This window comes from Peribacillus sp. YIM B13472 (genome assembly GCF_042788005.1).
In the GTDB taxonomy this organism is placed as follows: Bacteria; Bacillota; Bacilli; order Bacillales; family DSM-1321; genus Peribacillus; species Peribacillus simplex_E.
This window is the reverse complement of record NZ_JBHZPG010000002.1, coordinates 274099-291753: the sequence shown is the minus strand read 5'-3', so window position 1 is coordinate 291753 and position 17655 is coordinate 274099. Positions and strand designations below refer to the sequence as shown.

Annotated in this window: 15 protein-coding genes and 2 pseudogenes; 7 read left to right on the top strand and 10 right to left on the bottom strand. The window is 41.7% G+C overall.

Features of this window, described 5'->3' with window-relative positions; genetic code table 11:
- Window positions 1–220: 220 nt before the first annotated feature.
- From ACFX4I_RS03170 to ACFX4I_RS03160, 3 genes and pseudogenes are all read left to right on the top strand, one after another.
- Window positions 221–568 carry a phage holin family protein gene (locus tag ACFX4I_RS03170; RefSeq protein ID WP_214791120.1) on the top strand — a complete coding sequence of 116 codons (348 nt, stop codon included), beginning with the start codon at window positions 221–223 and terminating at the stop codon, window positions 566–568.
- A 285-nt stretch (window positions 569–853) separates the two neighbouring features.
- Window positions 854–982 (top strand): annotated as a pseudogene (locus tag ACFX4I_RS03165) (endonuclease); the annotation flags it as partial.
- Window positions 983–1293: 311 nt separating this feature from the next.
- Complete coding sequence (locus ACFX4I_RS03160; protein WP_230300464.1) at window positions 1294–2661, top strand: amino acid permease; 1368 nt, start codon at window positions 1294–1296, stop codon at window positions 2659–2661.
- A gap of 45 nt (window positions 2662–2706) precedes the next feature.
- On the opposite strand, the gene ACFX4I_RS03155 is transcribed toward ACFX4I_RS03160, so the two are convergent.
- Window positions 2707–3570 (bottom strand): DUF4349 domain-containing protein, encoded by an 864-nt coding sequence (locus ACFX4I_RS03155; RefSeq protein WP_377419137.1) that lies wholly within the window; start codon window positions 3568–3570, stop codon window positions 2707–2709.
- A gap of 181 nt (window positions 3571–3751) precedes the next feature.
- On the opposite strand from ACFX4I_RS03155, the pseudogene ACFX4I_RS03150 reads away from it, so the two are divergent.
- A pseudogene (locus tag ACFX4I_RS03150) lies at window positions 3752–4170 on the top strand (TspO/MBR family protein).
- A 150-nt stretch (window positions 4171–4320) separates the two neighbouring features.
- Here the strand turns inward: ACFX4I_RS03150 and ACFX4I_RS03145 are convergent.
- The 4 genes from ACFX4I_RS03145 to ACFX4I_RS03130 form a co-directional block, all read right to left on the bottom strand.
- Window positions 4321–8139 (bottom strand): bifunctional 2',3'-cyclic-nucleotide 2'-phosphodiesterase/3'-nucleotidase, encoded by a 3819-nt coding sequence (locus ACFX4I_RS03145; protein ID WP_377419135.1) that lies wholly within the window; start codon window positions 8137–8139, stop codon window positions 4321–4323.
- A 348-nt stretch (window positions 8140–8487) separates the two neighbouring features.
- Entirely contained in the window at window positions 8488–8946 is a 459-nt protein-coding gene (locus ACFX4I_RS03140) for a DinB family protein (protein ID WP_309519694.1), read from the bottom strand.
- 11 nt (window positions 8947–8957) lie between these two features.
- Window positions 8958–9797 (bottom strand): GNAT family N-acetyltransferase, encoded by an 840-nt coding sequence (locus ACFX4I_RS03135; protein WP_377419132.1) that lies wholly within the window; start codon window positions 9795–9797, stop codon window positions 8958–8960.
- Window positions 9798–10199: 402 nt separating this feature from the next.
- Window positions 10200–10364, bottom strand: a complete 165-nt coding sequence (locus tag ACFX4I_RS03130; RefSeq protein ID WP_230300468.1) for a YvrJ family protein — start codon at window positions 10362–10364, stop codon at window positions 10200–10202.
- A 156-nt stretch (window positions 10365–10520) separates the two neighbouring features.
- Between ACFX4I_RS03130 and ACFX4I_RS03125 the strand changes: the two genes are divergently transcribed.
- Together ACFX4I_RS03125 and ACFX4I_RS03120 are read left to right on the top strand one after the other, a co-directional pair.
- Entirely contained in the window at window positions 10521–11144 is a 624-nt protein-coding gene (locus tag ACFX4I_RS03125; RefSeq protein ID WP_230300469.1) for a sigma-70 family RNA polymerase sigma factor, read from the top strand.
- Window positions 11137–11355 (top strand): hypothetical protein, encoded by a 219-nt coding sequence (locus tag ACFX4I_RS03120; RefSeq protein ID WP_081395591.1) that lies wholly within the window; start codon window positions 11137–11139, stop codon window positions 11353–11355. Before ACFX4I_RS03125 ends, ACFX4I_RS03120 begins: the two co-directional genes overlap by 8 nt.
- A 53-nt stretch (window positions 11356–11408) precedes the next feature.
- Here the strand turns inward: ACFX4I_RS03120 and ACFX4I_RS03115 are convergent, their stop codons facing one another.
- The 3 genes from ACFX4I_RS03115 to ACFX4I_RS03105 all read right to left on the bottom strand — a co-directional run bounded on the left by ACFX4I_RS03115 (window position 11409) and on the right by ACFX4I_RS03105 (window position 15499).
- Window positions 11409–13778, bottom strand: a complete 2370-nt coding sequence (locus ACFX4I_RS03115; RefSeq protein ID WP_377419128.1) for a penicillin acylase family protein — start codon at window positions 13776–13778, stop codon at window positions 11409–11411.
- A gap of 256 nt (window positions 13779–14034) precedes the next feature.
- A complete protein-coding gene (locus ACFX4I_RS03110) occupies window positions 14035–14472 on the bottom strand; it encodes a hypothetical protein (RefSeq protein ID WP_377419126.1) in 438 nt (145 codons plus the stop codon).
- Between the two features lie 163 nt (window positions 14473–14635).
- Window positions 14636–15499 carry an STAS domain-containing protein gene (locus ACFX4I_RS03105; protein WP_283932326.1) on the bottom strand — a complete coding sequence of 288 codons (864 nt, stop codon included), beginning with the start codon at window positions 15497–15499 and terminating at the stop codon, window positions 14636–14638.
- Between the two features lie 144 nt (window positions 15500–15643).
- Here ACFX4I_RS03105 and ACFX4I_RS03100 point away from each other — a divergent pair, with 144 nt between their 5' ends.
- Complete coding sequence (locus tag ACFX4I_RS03100) at window positions 15644–15787, top strand: hypothetical protein (RefSeq protein WP_230300473.1); 144 nt, start codon at window positions 15644–15646, stop codon at window positions 15785–15787.
- A 106-nt stretch (window positions 15788–15893) separates the two neighbouring features.
- Here the strand turns inward: ACFX4I_RS03100 and ACFX4I_RS03095 are convergent, their stop codons facing one another.
- Together ACFX4I_RS03095 and ACFX4I_RS03090 are read right to left on the bottom strand one after the other, a co-directional pair.
- Window positions 15894–16223 (bottom strand): hypothetical protein, encoded by a 330-nt coding sequence (locus tag ACFX4I_RS03095; protein ID WP_230300474.1) that lies wholly within the window; start codon window positions 16221–16223, stop codon window positions 15894–15896.
- A 103-nt stretch (window positions 16224–16326) separates the two neighbouring features.
- A complete protein-coding gene (locus ACFX4I_RS03090) occupies window positions 16327–17517 on the bottom strand; it encodes an MFS transporter (protein ID WP_230300475.1) in 1191 nt (396 codons plus the stop codon).
- Window positions 17518–17655 lie beyond the last annotated feature (138 nt).

Genomic DNA, 17655 nt, shown 5'->3' with positions numbered 1-17655 from the left:
CAGGCGCTTGCGCCGAGGAGGCTTGGCAGACAGTCGGCGGAAAGGGAGCGGATTTCTGAAATCAACTGGACCTTTTTTAAAGTAAAAAGGTCCTTTCATTTCTGGGGGAATACATATCGTATCCCTCTTTTTTTTGTGACAATTCTGCAAACATATAACTGAAATTCATGAAATTTTAGTATAATGACTTGTAGTAAAGTGCCTTCAGGAGGAGTTATTCATGAACATAATAATGCGTTTTCTTATCAACGGGCTGGTATTGCTCGTTATTGACTGGCTTCTCGACTCCATCACGATTAAATCTTATGGAACAGCCTTGCTGGCGGTTTTTATATTATCGATCATGAACTTGCTGGTAAGACCCATTCTCCTACTTATCACATTGCCGATCACCATCCTGACGTTCGGGTTGTTTTCTTTCATTATCAATGCCTTCACATTCCAAATCACTTCCTATGCCGTCAGTGGCTTTGTAATAAATTCTTTTTGGGGAGCTTTAATCGGATCATTGTTATTGAGTTTCATTCAAAGTCTACTTATAAAACAGAGTAAAAAAAACCGTCAGTAGCATGCTGTGCTGTTGGTTAAAACTGTAGACAAACTCGATTTCATCGAGAGTTTGTCTACAGTTTTTTTTAGGATCTACATACTGAAACAATAAGTTGGATGCTGACGGTTTTTCGTATCATTTTCATTTCCATAACAGCCTTCGATATTTCCCGGGCTATTCCCCTAAATTCCGCTAAGCTTCACTAGCCGTTTTCTTTCATTTTTGACAATAATCTCCCCATAACTATACATATAAAATCGACTTCTCTGGAAATCAGTATCAATCGATTCATGGAATGGCTTCTTACCGAAGTGGTATGAACAGAATCCTGTAGATGCCTTCGAGCTTAATCGAAATGAAATCATTTATAATAAATGTAAGCATAATCGGAACCCTTTCATTGATCATCTGAATGGGCCCTCAGCCATCTGGTGGAAAGAGTTGTCCTGTTTTTCAGGGCAGCTCTTTCCACTTACAAAGTCTAAATTTTTAGAAAAATCACATAATTATATTTTGTTTGAATAGCATTCTAATAGTTTTGAAAGATTATAAATACGAGGAAAAAAGATTGGACCACTTCGTGGTAAGCGTTTTCATTTTTTCTCTTTACATTCTTCCTATTAAAATATATTATTTAATTGTAATATTATGTGAAAAATCAATAAATTTTATGTATTCTCCTCTACTAGTGATAAAATGCTAGATAGAGAAAATTAAACTCCAACATAGAAAAGGGGAAAAATATGCAAAACTCCAAAGAATCTCAACTACATAGAGGTTTGGAAGAAAGACATATCGCATTAATGTCTCTTGGCGCAGCCATTGGAGTCGGTTTATTTCTCGGCTCGGCATCTGCGATAAAATTAGCCGGTCCAGCCATAATCATTTCCTACGCCATTGGCGGGCTTATGATCTATCTTATCATGCGTGCACTAGGGGAAATGGCGATTAAAAATCCTGTCGCAGGCTCTTTCAGTCGCTATGCAAGCGAATTTGTCGGTCCTCTTGCCGGATATATAACCGGATGGAATTACTGGTTCGTTTGGATTGCCACCTGTATGGCTGAAATTACGGCAGTCGGAATCTATATGCAATTTTGGTTCCCTGGGACTCCACAATGGGCTTGGGCGTTAGCCGCACTTGCCATCATGACGACGGTTAACTTTCTTGCTGTAAAAGCTTACGGTGAATTGGAGTTTTGGTTCGCCTTAGTTAAAGTAGTTACGATCATCCTTATGATCGTTCTTGGCTTCGGAATGATCATCTTTGGTCTGGGGAACGGCGGAATCGCGGTCGGATTCGGCAACCTTGTTGAACATGGAGGGTTTTTCCCTAATGGGATTTCCGGTGTCATCCTCTCTTTCCAAATGGTCATGTTCGCCTATTTGGGAATTGAAATGCTTGGAGTAACCGCAGGTGAAGTTAAAAATCCTGAAAAATCCTTAAAAAGAGCCATCGATACCGTTTTTTATCGGATTTTACTTTTTTACGTTTTAGCTCTGACAGTCATTTTATCGATTACTCCGTGGGATCAAATGAATGGAGAAAACAGCCCATTCGTTATGATGTTTGATAAAATCGGTATACCAGGCGCAGCAGGAATCATTCAGTTTGTCGTACTGACAGCGGCCCTTTCATCTTGTAACAGCGGGATCTTCAGTACAGGAAGAATGTTATTCAACCTAGCGCAGCAAGGGGAATCACCAAAAAGTTTCGAACGTACTACAAAGTCAGGCGTTCCTGGCGTTGCCATCATCGTTTCGGCTGTCGTACTTCTTTTCGGTGTTTACCTTAACTACATGGAAGCCGATAAAGTTTTCACTTACGTCACAAGTGTCGCTACATTCGGTGCCCTCTGGACATGGGGAACCATACTTGTCACACAGATCATGTCTAGACGGAAAATGAGTCAGGGAGAAAAGCAAGGCTTGTCTTATAAAATGCCGCTTTTCCCATTCACTTCTTATTTCACTTTAGCCTTTTTAGTATTCGTAATGGTAGTACTCGGTTTTTCAGCAGATACAAGAATCGCTCTAATCGTCGGTCCGATTTGGATCTTACTATTGGTAGCCCTGTATTATGTGACTGGCTTGCATAAACGGAATAGATAAATGTCAGAGGGTGCCCAATCTATTGGCACCCTCTATTTCTGCATTTCACCTTTTACCCCTTCTTTTGATCACCCAATGGACCACCGCACCAGCTCCGCCTAAAATAATGAGGATAGGCAAGTTTCCTATTATGAAAACAATGATTCCTGAACCCGCTTTAAGTAATAGATTCGCACTCGTTGCAAGTTGTTTCTTCGTTCTCTCCCATGTATTCAATTCCTTATTATCAATGCCCGGCACAACTATCCGGTCCTGTGATAACGTGATGGTAACCGTCGAATATGAGGTTTGGTTTTCAAGATACTTCATTTGCCCGGTCAGCTGCTCTATTTCTTCTTGCACCACGGCAAGATCGGATGATATTTTCAGTAAATCTTCCGTCTTCTCAGCATCCTTCATGAATGCAAGTAACCTTTCCTCTACTGCCCTCTTTGATTTCAATCTTGCTTTTAGATCAACATATTGCTCCGTTACATCCTGTCCTGTCACATTCCTTCCGACCACTTCTGAAGCCTCGCCCTCGCTATCGGCCAGAAAATCCTGAAAATGGGATTCAGGGACCCGAACAGTGATCGTTCCTTCCACCAGTTCTTCATCTTCCCTGTATACATTGGACTCGACCACATATCCGCCATATTCAGCCACCTTATTCTCAATCTTCATTTGTGCTTTTTCAAGGTTCTTCACCTTCAACTCAAGCTGGGCTTGATGGATGACCTTTCTTTCATCCGTCATCCCTTCCTTTTCCGCTGCTTCTTCCTGCGCCTTATTCCCGGAAATTGAAGCGTCCATTTTACTATCCGCCGTTTCATCCTGTGCTTTAGATGCTGAATCATCTTTTTCATTACTGCTGCATCCAGCAAGTAAAAGTAACAAACAGAACATAAGCATCATTGTTTTACGGTTCATCGGTATTCCCCCTTTTCTTAATAGTACCGACGTGTAATTTGGAAGAAAGTTACACTTGGTCATTAAAGGGCATGTTTTATATTCATATGAATAGGTAAAAGTATAAGAACATCCAAATTATGAAGAAAGAAGTGGATTCATTATAGATTACGGAAAATTCGCTAAAAGTTTATTGGTACCTGTGGTCGGAGGTTCACTTGTGGGTATATTCGCCACAAGGAATTCAAAAGAAATTTATGATAAACTCAAGAAGCCTCCATTTGCGCCTCCTTCCTGGACTTTCCCCGTTGCTTGGACAAGCCTTTTTACGATTATGGGAATAGCGAAATATCGCATTGCATCCAAAGAAAAAGAATCGAAGTCCGCTGAACGCCTCTATGATACTCAACTAGGGTTGATTTCTTATGGTCTTTTTTATTCTTCAAATGGGGACTGCGTGGAACAGCCTTTATTGAAATGGCTGCACTGCTGACCCTGATTACTTTAATGGCATTCGAGTTTTATAGAATAGACCGTGCATCCGGTTTAGCGATGATTCCCTATATAGCATGGGTCACCTCGCTATTAGGATTGAACTTTTCCATTTTCAGAACCAATTAATCACATAAAGAAGCGCCCCTTGTATCAAGGGGCGCTCTCTTTTAGAGTTTCACGAGTAAATGCTCAATTTTCACGAGTAAACCCGCTAAACTCACGAGTAAATGCTCAATTTTCACGAGTAAACCCACTAAACTCACGAGTAAACCTCAATTAATTATTGATATTCGTAATTCTGCCTTCAATTTCTGCCGTGATCTTCCCGCCTTTAAAGGTTTCTTTCACATAGTTAACGAATGCTTCCAGGTCAGCATGTCCAAACACACGCTCTTTTCCTTTCAGGACGGTATAGTTATCACCGCCGCTAGCCATGAAATCATTGACGGCCACCGTGTATGTTTCGGTATCCTTAATCTGTGTTCCGTCAGCTTTCTTCAATAAGGTGACACGTTCGGTGACAGGTTTACTGAAGTCGGCTGTATAGCTCAGTCCAGAAATTTGCAAAGTTTTCGGAGATCCTTCGACGACCCATTGCTGTTGAAGCAGCGTTTTCACTTCTGCTCCAGTCAGTTCCAGCTTAACCAATACGTTTCCGAATGGCTGGATTTTCGCTAAATCGGAAAAAGTGACTTCCCCCTTTGGAATATCTCCACGAATTCCACCTGGGTTCATGAAGGCAAAATCGGAGTTCAAATCTGCCTTCATCGAATCGGCAATTAAATTCCCAAGTCCCGTTTCCTGTGTATAGGCATTGGCTCTTAAAATTTTCTCATCCGTTGTCCCAAGCGGTGCCTTCAACTCGGGGAACATGTCTAGGTAGTCGTTAATGAATTTCGTCGTCCCGGCATCCGGCGTGATGCCATCTTGTGTAACCGTAACAATCTCAGCCGACCTTTTGACAATATCCTTTGTGTTTGGATCGATTTCCAAATCCACATCTTCAAAAGCCGTTCCATAAGAGTAAGCTTGTACAATCAATTTATCATCCACATAGTTGTTGACCTTTGCATGATTATCTCCGGCTAAGATCACATCTACTTCATCATCCACGGCATTAGCTAAATCAGCCACTTCGCCTGTGATGACCCCTTCCTTTTCCGTGCCTGGGTCATGTGAGATGACCACAATCGATTTGACGCCTTTATCTTTCAACTCTTTAACCGCCTTATTTACGGCAGGTGCCTGTTCTATGAATTCCACATTCTTAATGCCATCCGGACTTACTTTTTGAGGTGTCGCATTCGTGACTACACCTATGAACCCAATATCGACCCCGCCGACCTTTTTTATGACGTAAGGGTCCAAAATCGGTTTTTTCGTGTCTTTATATACGACATTGGCTACTACATACGGGAAGTTCAATTTATCGAATAACACATCGGATGTTGGTGACTTACCGCCATTGATTTGAGCCATAAGGGTTTCTACCCCTTTGTCGAATTCATGGTTCCCGACAGTGCCGACATCGAACTTCATATTATTCAAAAACTGAAGCGTCGGTTTGTCCTGGATCAAAGAAGAAACGGGAGCACTTGCCCCAACAGCATCCCCTGCTGATAATAAAAGTGTATTTTCAGGATTTTCAGCTTTACGCTGCTTCAAGTGCGCAGCTAAATAATCAGCACGCCCTTGTTTGATACCGCCAAAATCGGAAGTGGTATCAAGCTGGCCGTGAAGATCATTGATCCCGAGCAGTTGCACCTTGACGTTTTCTTTCCCCAAATTGAATTTGTAAATGCCAAAGCCTTTATCATCCTTTTTGCCTGTATAGGAAATCGCGCTGTCTTCATTTAAATATTCCGCACCTTTTGGTGATGAGGTGAAGGTAACGTTCACCTTGCCTGAAATCGGGGCGATCGACCAGTTATTATCAGCGGTTGGATTGATCTCACCCTCTTGTGTGATGTAATCCATCAAGATCTGGCGATTTTCATCCGCAGAGTCAACTACATATTCGCTGCCCTTGACGCCCGGGAAGTTCCCCCCGCCCGAAGCACGGTAATTATTCGTCACGACGATGAAATCTTGATTCGAATCCACTGGTTCACCATTATATTTCAAATCTGCAATCCTGCTGGAATCCGACACTTTTATCCCTTTTTCATCATAGCGCGGAGCCTTGGTGACATCGATTTGGTACGTGACGCCGTCAATCACATCAAAATTATAGACGGCAAATTTTCCATTAAGCAGCTCCTGTTCCTCAGACTTGGCAGGATCGATTGTATTATATTTCCCTGCAGACATCTCAAGCCACTCTTTAACCACGGACCCTTTGATCTTGATTGCCTTCAAGGTATTATCGTATAAATATAGATCACCGGCGCTGCGAATGGTCAGTCCGCCTTCCTTGATCTCGGTGAATTCCTCGACTCCATTGCGACCCGCTTTGAAAGGGGCTCCTACAGAGAGAATGGGTAAGTCTTTGTATTCTGGGCGGTTGCTTTGGATGTATTTCTCTACATACCATTTCTGTGCGCTCGTCACGACCTGTACGGAAGGATCGTCTTGCACAAGGGCGAAATAACTATGAATTGGGGCTGTAGTCGTTCCAATTGGCGTATTAACATACTTGATCGTTCCTTCGTGATCCTTCTTCACGGCTTTGACGACAGACGCATCTTCAGCTGCTTTTTTTCCTGTTATTTTATCGTTGATTGCCCGAGTTGATGAATCGGAATTGACGACTTTCCATTTTCCCTTGATATTTTGGATATCAAGATCTATGATCCCGAGATTACTGCCGCCATATCCTGCTTGAACGGCTGGTACACCATTGATGGTACCCTTTTCATTATCCACGCCTTTAAGGATTTTCCCTTGGCCATCTTTGAATAGGCTGTCTAAAGAAGCCTCATCTTGTGCCGGAAAGACCTTATGCGTATGGGAGAACGTGATGGCATCGATGCCGGATACCTTGCTTAATGAATAGATGACATCCTCGGTATTCTTGGTGTCGCCATTAAACCCGGAATGTGTGAGCGCCACGATGACATCCGCGCCCTTTTTCTTCATTTCAGGTACATATTTATTCGCTGTCGTGACGATTTCCTTTGTAATGACCTTACCGTCAAGATTCGCTTTATCCCAATCCATGATTTGCGGAGGGGCAAATCCAATATAGCCTATTTTCACTGACTTTTCATTTCCATTGATGTCTTTTACCTTCTTAGTGACGATTTTATAAGGCGTATATTTATTTTTATCATTCTTTGGATTGTTATCTTTATCTTTTTTATAAACATTGGCATTGACATAAGGGAAGTTCGCATCGTTGATGGCTTCGTCTAAATAAGATAAACCATAATTGAATTCGTGATTGCCGAATGTGGCCACATCATAATCAAGCAAGTTCATCGCTTTATAGACAGGGTGGACCTCCCCTTTTTTCAGTGGTGCTATATTCGCTTTGTAAGTACCTAGCGGGGTCCCTTGAATAAGGTCGCCATTATCCACTAAAACACTATTTTTCACTTCTTTTCGTGCTTGTTTGATTAATGTTGCCGTCCGCGAAAAACCGACGGAGTCTGATACGGCATCCTTATAATAATCATAGCTTACTAGATTAGTGTGTATATCCGTCGTTTCCATGATCCTTAGTTGAAATGGTGCATCCGAAACGGAGGCTGCCAGGCTGTTGCCGAAGTTACTAGTATTGCCGTTATACTTGGAGACAATCGATACTTTGACCCAATAACCCGATTTGTACGAGTTGAAGTATGCAGAGAATTTTTGGGCCGATTTAATATCCGCCTCAATGGCTGACTGTGAAATGACCTTCGTCCCATTCATCAATTGGAATACAACGGTTTCATTTCCTTTGTTCCCTTTCTTCGGTGTGACCGTTACAGTCGCTTTTGTGCCTTTTGTGTAATTAACAGTAGGAGCTGTAATGATAAATGGTTCAGTCGTGACCGGTTTCTTGTTAGTCTCTTTTGCGGAGGTCTCCCCCGGTAAGGTAAATGGGGCTGCAACCAAACTCACAGCAAGAATCGGGGCGAGCATCTTATTAACATGCATCTTGAACGACATACTTCACAACCCTTCTATTTTTTGTAAAATGCTAGAATAATATATCATGATTTTGTCGAATAAGCGCCAAAATTTACCTTAATATTATGAATTTTGAATAAATGGTACTTTTTAACCATTTCCATTCAGAGACAATAGCTCGTTATACCTTCATTTTTGTATATAATCATCATCGAATCCGATTGAATCCTTAGGGAGAAAGTTCCCTATTAATAAAAATCTGGCCTAGATAGATATCAAAGTTAAGGTCTATACTTCAATGAAACATTTTGAAAAAAACTGGGAATTCCTTTCAAAATAAAAAACTGGTAATGCAGGTTGCATTACCAGTTTTACAAGTATAAAAGCCTATAAAGCCCGATTTATTAAACTGGCTGATACCGGTTCGATGCCCATTTCCCTCGACCAGATGGACAGCTGGCCTATATGGTGAATTTCGTGCGCTATCAGATGGCGCAGTATCATGCCTTTTTCGTATGTCCCCTCCATCCAAGATGGCTGTATCATTCCTTGCTCATCTTCAATGGAATGGGAATTCAAATAGTCCATGACCTCAGATTGATAACGGATAGATAGATCTTCCACTTTTTCGATCGTATCATAAGCGTCCAAATCGATCGCTACATCAGGCTTCCCTTGTATGGCCTTGATCCAGCTGCATTCGACATCGATAATATGGGCAAGTGTCTTCAGTATATTGCCCATCCCTCCTGTGCGCTGCCGTTTCAGTTCCTCACTCGGTAAGGCCCTGCACCATTTGAACCACTCACTTCGCACCTGCCAGTTATAAATGAATAATGTCAACATCATCCCAGCCCCTAACTCTTTGTCGTCCCCTTGTATTGATAATAATCCTGTCTTTGGATGGTTTTGAATCCACAAGATTCATAGAGTCTTAATGCATGCTCATTAGTCGCCTCGACCTCGAGAAAAATATCATATCCCAGCTGGCATTGTTCGGCTACTACCTTTTTCAATGCCTTTCTGCCAAGTCCTTTTCCCTGGTATTTTGGCAAAATGGAAAATCCATAAATCCATGCTTCCCGGTCTGAGTGATCAACACGGATCTTACCGATTGCGCGGCCATCCTTTTCAATCATCATGGTTTTCAGAGTATCCTCATATAGGATGCGCTGATAATAATCCTTCGCCTCTTGTTTCGTAAATTGGAAACATTGAATATCCAGCTGAATTTCCGTTTCCTCATCATCTCTCCGTGAAGGGCGAACGACTGCATCACCATAATCGTAAAGCTCCGTTTCGGACCACTTCATTTGAAACTCAGAAAAAGCAAACTCACATGGTAGCTGTTTCAAAAATGCAGTCCCTGAATCGGATTGGGCAGGTGAGTTCAAGAGAATCAACTTATAGTTGCGCTCCACTGCACTCCTTATAGCCTCTTCCATAAGCTTTGTGAAAATGCCCTGCCTCCGGTAATCAGGATGCACCATCCCGCACATCTCCACTTTGTTTCCAAAATCGTAAAGACCAATAAAACCAACAAGCTTCAATCCATCATAGTGAAAAAAGTCATTCTTATGCACACCATTTCGACTGCGAAGCGTTTCCCAGTTCAGCTTTAAAGTAAAACCTTCCCGTTCACATTCTTGCTGTAGGATTCGAATATCTTCTAGCTGTTTATCCTTCAAATTCTCCACCCCTTTTCCATATTATCATTTTATTACCAAAAATAAGAAAAGCAGCATCCTTTTACTTGGATGCCGCATACTATTCATAAGTTTATTGATGTATGTTGTTTTTTTAAAAGTATTTTCACTTTAATCCATAAAACTAAAATCGTACGAGGGGAGGATTTCCTATCTAATTCCATTGTCGGATGAATTATAGTAGTAAAATGATTCCAAATGACGATTATTTTTTACCTATTTTATGCTATATTCCAAATAATGGTTTACCATTATTTTACTTGAGTTCAAGGGAGGGAATTAATTATGTCTTGATTTTCAGTGTACCCATTTCTTTATACCCGAATTCCGGACCCTTTTTAGGATTAGAATCCGAAATTCGGTGTTTATCACCTGGCACATTACGTCCTGAGGTTATCGTCTTTTCGTTTTATGAGCGGACTTTTTTAAGTTCTCTACGTCCGTTGTCAGTTCTTTTAATTGTTTACCGAAGCGGAAGAGCAAAAACATAGAAACGACGAATGGATAGCCAAATTCGCTAACTAATGAAACCCACACACTAGCATCCTCAATCATCATCCTCTTCACCCCTTTTCTTGTATCTGATATCTAAAGTGAAACTTGTTTAAAAAAATCAATCTAGCACTATTGATTTATGGAAAAAAGAACAAATGTTCCTATATAATTGATTTATTCCCCTTGTCTATCACTTTATTAATTAAAGGAGGGATAACAATGAACCAATTAACTTCTCATTTTTTTTCTCATTCATTGGAGTTTCTGCAGCAACAGTACTCATCTTTCTTTGAACAACCGATCATTCAAGTATTTTTACAGAACCCAGAGCATTTAAAGATTTTTACTGAAACTCTTGATTCCCCTTCATCCCACAACATTAGTCATCTCAACGAGACTTTCAAAATTTTCTATTACCGGGCTAAAGTATACAAATACATGTGCTCCTTAATTTACTTTTTCTCTGTTGATTTTGATAAAAGGGCACGGAAGCAGCGGGAACGCTATCGAATGGTACTTGATGCGACACCAAGGGATACCGGCGGATTGATCGATCTAATCGGCACCTTGGACGTTCAACTTGAAAAGATGGGGGAAACGAATGAACTCGCTTCACACATAAGTGATGAAGAGATGATAAAAGCCTTGAAGAAGTTAACAGCCAAACAAAGCCTGGTATTGACCATGATCTTTTCCTACGGCCTATCCAACAAGGAAATTGCTGCCTATTTCCATGAGTCGCCACAGAATATCTCAAGCATCCGTAAACAAGCTCTAAAAAAACTTCGAAAGCACTATATGGATGAGGTATATGTTAGAAAGGAGAAAAGCCATTGTGGATAAAAAACTGTCAAAAGAAGAATTGTTGGATCTCATAGACTCTTTGAATCCTAAAATAAAAAAATCGTTAAAAAACACGAACTATCAAGACCGAAATGATTTGGAGCAAGAAATTAAACTCAAGATCATTGAATCATATGAAAAAATCGCAGCAATCGAGGCCCCTAATTTTGAGGAGTTCCTTGCAGAATTCTTTACTAAGCAAAAACAATGAAAAAGTACCAAGTCCAGAGCAAGGATGCTGGACTTGGTATTTTTTTCTGGATATCAGTATGATGGTTTCAATGTCAGCTTATCACCTTTTGGATCGTCCATTGTGGTTTTGTGATAAGTACCTTCTGCCCAATCATCAAGCTGATCGTGGTACCACTCACTTTTAACGTTACCTGATTGACCCGGGCCAACGAGGTGATATCCTTGATTCATGTCTGATAGGTCGATGACGAATCTCCAGGAGCCACCGTGATTAACGGTTCCATCATCTAAAAATGCCGCTGCCTGTACGGTGACACTGCTACCGCCTACCGGTATTCCGCCGCCGGTGTTAAATAAATAATTTAACGGGGCGACACTCGATAGCGGGTGGTTAAACCTGACCTGATGATAGTCTCCCCATTCCCAATCAGCTATATCGTCTCCTTGTGATTCTTCAAGTTCCGTTAACGTCATCTGTAACGACTTGGCAAGCACCTGCTCAAGCCCGCCTGCCTCTTCAATCCAAGGGCCCGGCTTACCGTCCAGCGCACGCCTTAGTAGTTCATCAACGGCCGAACGCCTTCCATTAAAGAGGTTGAGCGTTTCCTCCGGTATTTCTTCCGTAAGCAGAACATCCCCTATTTTTTTCATCCAGACATTAAAAATCATCGGTGCCGCTTCATCAACGGAATCAATATGATTCCATTTCTTCAGAATCGTTAGTGCCTGGCCTTCCTGTTTCCCCGATGGACCTTTCAATACATCCACGAATTGAGGAACAAACTCCTTGGCTTGCAAATTCACCTTATCCATCTGCAGGCTTTGCATATCCTTGGCCGTAAGCTTTTTATTGGCTTTTAAAAACTCCTGTATCCTCATCTGACGGTACGGCTGCGCCCAGTTATTGCTGATATGGTAAGGGTAATCATCCGAGATGACTTTATTATTCGCTGTCGAAATGAATCCCTCTTCCGGATTCACCGTTTTTGGAAGTTCATCAAAGGGAATAAAGCCTTTCCACTCAAATTCATCCGTCCAGCCAGGTACAGGCAGCATACTATCGCCTTTTTTCCGGATTGGGATTTTCCCATTCGCCTTATAGGCAATGGTCCCATCGGCTGAGGCAAAGACGAAATTCTGTGCCGGCGTTTCGAATTTCAAGAGGGCCTTTTCGAATTCTTTCCAGCTTCCCGCTTTATTCATATTCAGTACAGCTTCAAGCTCGGCGGATGGATCAAGTGCCGTCCACCTTAATGCAAGCACGGTATCTTTTCCGCTTTTCCCGGCAAACTCGGAGACCACAGGTCCATGGCGGGTAACCGTCACTTGATAGTCAAGTGTTTTACCATCCTTCACCTTGATGGGTTCGTCCAAGATATCGGCTTTTTCCCATTTACCTTTGTAGGAGAATTCTTTCTCGTTTTCCGGGTTTCTCCTCTCGATATACAGATCCTGAACATCCGGACCAGTATTGGTCACACCCCAAGCGACCTTTTCGTTATGACCAAGTATGATTCCCGGAATCCCGGCAAAAATAACACCGCTCACATTGACTGACGGGGCCTCCAAATGCATTTGATACCAAACGGATGGTGTAGCTAATTCCAGATGGGGATCATCCGCCAATAACGGCTGACCGGAATCCGTTTTCTTGCCTGAAACGACCCAATTATTGCTGCCGTTGAATTCATAAGGAATAACGGCCCCGGCAAAACTTTTTTCAATATCCAGTTCTTCCTTGCTGATGATATATGGAGCGCTCTTTGGATAATCAGGAAATAAATCATATGCTTTTTCCCTTGGGAACGTTTGCAGCAAGTACTGCCTAAACGCCTGATCCTCCCAGTTCCCACCTAAATCAAAGGCCATATATTTACCGATGGTCAGCGAATCGACTGGTGTCCAAGGCTCTGGTTCGTATCCAAGCAGAGTGAACTCCGCCGGCCATTTCCCATTCTCCATCAATTCATCGATATAAAGATTTACCCCCTCGGCAAACACATCCAAGGCTTCTTTCCCGTCATTTGAATATGCTGCATAAGAGGCTTCAGCCGCCCGCCTCAAGCCAAGTGTGCGGAAATACTTATCATTTTTGACGGTTTTCTCACCAATCACTTCACTCAATCTTCCTGACGCCTGACGCCTACTTAAATCCATTTGAAATAAGCGGTCCTGTGCTTGGATATACCCTTGGGCTAAATACAAATCATGTTCATTCGCTGCGTTGATATGCGGGACCCCACTTGAATCCCTCACCACCGTAACCGGTTTCAAAAGACCTGGAAGCGATATTTCCCCCTTTGTTTCCGGCAAGGATCTTGAAAGAAATACATTTGCAGCTATCAAAACGGACAGCAAAAGAATAATCAGGATACCAAAACTCCATAGCGCACGCTTTCTCCACTTCCGTTTTGGCTTTTGCTGAGGTATGGCAACTTCCATCGCTTCATCTTCCTCTCCCCTTAAAACTCTCTTTCTTTCTATTTTAGATATTCCGCGTTTATCCCCATCTTTCCTACCAACTTCCTTACATTCTCTCTCTTTATTTTCGAAAGGTTGGAAAGGCGCAAGGTCGGATTTCACTCGCAAAAGGACGGATTATTCCGAGCAATGTCGAATTACTACCGAAAAATTGCTCCGATAAACTTTGAATCAAATGCAAAAACACCGATACAATGTATCGATGTGGCAGGGGATGCTAGCTATTTGCAAGAATGTATTCAATCACTTTATCTGCATCGTCTGTATAAAAGAGAGCTTTATCAAAGTCATGGGCCGCCTTCGTCTCGGCTTCCATGTATTCAATCCGGGAGAGGAGACCAAAGAGCCTCTTCCATTTATGAGTTTTCTCCAGAAGTTTTCTTTCCCTTTTTATATCCTCTGGTATGAATTCATTTATGATAAAACATGGGTCGGAAAATGAAGGGGTCTGAAAACGTTCGTTCAAGGCTCGCAATTTATCCCGATCCCATTCCACCCTTATCAAGTCCGATATGACCGAGATATTTTGGACCGAGTCGAGGATGCGTTTGGACAAAACATCATATTCTTCATCCTCCAACCCTTTATCCGTCATGATTCCTACACAATACCATTTTTCATTATGATCAGGTTCTTCGCTTTTCTTGAAAAACACTCTTCATCCACCTTCCTTACAAGCTTTACATGTCCTATTTAATTCAAATGAAAATCAACATGTCCGCCCACGTCATTACACTATAACATGGAGAAATAGAGATGGGCGATAAAATGAATGTTAGCCTGACATAGAAAAAAGATACCCTGAAAAAGGATACCTCTCATACTGGCAAAAGAGCCAGTCCCCTTTGTTTAAACAGATATTCCATAGCCTGCCTGAACGATAGAAAGGCTTTTACCCGATTTGCAAAATCAAGTTTGACGATCTCTTTCACGACATCAGGGGTAAAACCGACAAAAATCGTTTCCGTACCCATCAACGCCAGTGCCCCCACTAATTGATCCAGCAGGGAGAGCATATTGCTTTCCTTCGTAAAGGTAATTCCGGAGAAATCCATGATCAATACTTCCGCATGCAAATCTGCACATTTTTGCAGTACAGTCGATTGCATCGACTCCATTCTCCAATCGTCAATCCGTCCGATCAATGGTAAGAGCAGCACATCCTTTAATACGGTCTGAACAATCGGGGTGGACAGTTCTTCCATGACTTCCTGGTTTTCTTTTATCTTCCGCAAAGAATCGTTTGCCATTTTCGCCATTTCTTTATAATGATTCACGTAACTTATACTCACACAGTGTATGAATTGGTCCAGGATTGCATCTATTATCGAGCTTGCCTTTAGCAGAATTTCAATGGAGTAATAGCGATTGCTTACCTCTTCTTCAATGAAACTCCAGAAAAGATTACGTATCGCTTGAGCTTCCTCAATATTCTTATCTAAAGGAATGCCCATATCCACGATGCGCTTACCTATTTCCATACCCGTTATTTTCATACTTTCCATCGCTTGTGCCTTTCCAAGAATCAAGGCATCTGCATGTATTTGAATAAGCTTTGACCGTACCTCTTTACTCGTTTCAAAATCATAGAGCGGTTCCTCTTCTTCAAACAACTCGATATGCTCCACTAAGATATATTTAAATTTTTCAATTTTTTCACCGATCATTCTTAATTCTTCCATATGGACCTCCCATACAGGGCTTTTATACATTTTATCAAATAATGAATGGTTAAGGATAAAAAATCCTCCTATTACCAGTATGATAATAGACGTTTACCCTTTTATACATAAGGGTATTATGATATATGACTTGGAGGGATTATCATGAAAAAAGATCAACAAGACTTTGAATCTGAAAACATGAGCGATTTAGTCGAGCTCATAAACAGTAAAAATAACAGCCGCAGAATCTTGGATGTACTTCGGCGTAATAAAAAGGCTAAAAGTAAAACCAAAGATAAAAAATGAAAAAGCCCAGTCCAAAACGGTCTGGGTTTTTGAGTGGATAAAAATAAAGAGCTGAGTTGCTTTCTTATGCAAACCCAGCTCTCCCGTCATTGAATATTGATAGCCTCTACCTTTTTCTCCGGATTTCCTTCACATGGTTCCCTTCAGTAGTAATATAGACTGTTTCACCAATTTTGTATGTTAAATAACGGTCACAATCAATTTCCAACGTTTTCCCATTGTTGAATTTCATTGCGCAATTGGATCCCTCTTCGGTTTCCGTCACATCAATGACTTCGTTCGTCTTAAAACCGACTGCCTTGCCATCGGAGAAATGAGGATAGTATTTTTCAACAATCTCCACCTTTTCCAATCTGCCCGGACTTGTTAAGTATACAACGAATAATATAATTAAAACGGCTATTAACCCAATGAGAATTACTGCTTTTCGTTTCACTCTATCAATTACCCTCTTCTCTTATCAATCTATTATTCAATATCCATTTTCACTAGATTATATTCAGGTTTCCAGAAAAACATGATAGAAAAGATCATTTTATTTAAACGGATTTCACTTTTCCAGCCATCATTGCACAAACGGCAGCCAGGATGATCAGAATGGATACAGCCGAGATGACCCCTCCCCAGCCGAACTTCATCAGGAATAAACCGCCTGATGCCCCCACTACACTTGATCCCGCATAGTAAAACAGGAGATATAAAGCGGACGCTTGTGCCTTTTCACTCTTATCAGCCAACCTTCCGACCCAGCTGCTCGCAATTGAATGAGCTCCAAAAAAACCAAATGTAAACAAGGCAAGCCCCATTATTTTAAGCAAAAGCGGATCCAATAAGGTTAAAAGGGCGCCCATCAGCATGATTGCGATTCCGATAAGAAGTACATGCCTCCGACCATATTGATCGGCAAGCTTCCCCATCCATGTGGAACTGAATGTCCCCACAAGATAGATTATGAAAATGAAGCCAATCAATGTTTGTGATAAATGATATGGCGGTCCCATTAAAGGTATGCCCACAAAGTTATAAACGGTAACGAACGAGCCCATTAATAGGAAGGCCATGCCGAATAAGAGTACTAGTCTGCCATTCCTTAAGTTATTAATAAGGGAGGTTTTGATTCTCGAAAATGAGGCCCCTGCGCGGATGGCATGCTGCGAAGGCGGAAGCATCCACCAAAAAGCCAGACTGATGATCAAACTTAAAGCCCCAAGGCTTCCTATCGCTATGTTCCATGAGAAATGGTCGGTCAGCACCCCGACAATCAGCCTGCCTGCCAATCCGCCGATACTCGAACCACTCACATAGATCCCCATCACATAGCCCAAGCTTTTCGGATGAAATTCTTCATTGATATAGGCCATCGCAATTGCCGGGAAACCTGCAAGCACCGCTCCTTGAATCGCCCGTATTGCGATAAGGATGTACAGGTCATCCTGGATGAAGCTGACGCATATGGATAACAATGCAGACAGAGTGAGGGCCGTCCCCATTATTTTTTTCCTATCGATATTTTCTGAGAAAAAGGAAACAAGCAATAAACAGATGGCAAGCGTTCCTGTTGCGAATGATAATGTAAGACTTGCCATTGCAGGAGAGACTCCGAATTGCTTTGCGAAAACCGGAATGACCGGTTGGGTACTATAAAGATCCGCAAACGTTACAAAGCTACCAAGAAATAAAGCCAAGATTGTTTTCCTGAATGATTTACCAGCAGGCTCGATATAATTCACTTTTGTTCAGACCCTTCACTATTTAACTTTCCCCCTATGTTAATACGAACTTCCCGAGTTGTCTATTTCGCCACTTTTGTCCAAAGGGAAAGTTTCGTTCCAGTAATTTGCAAAAAACCCTTCACTGCATGCAGTGAA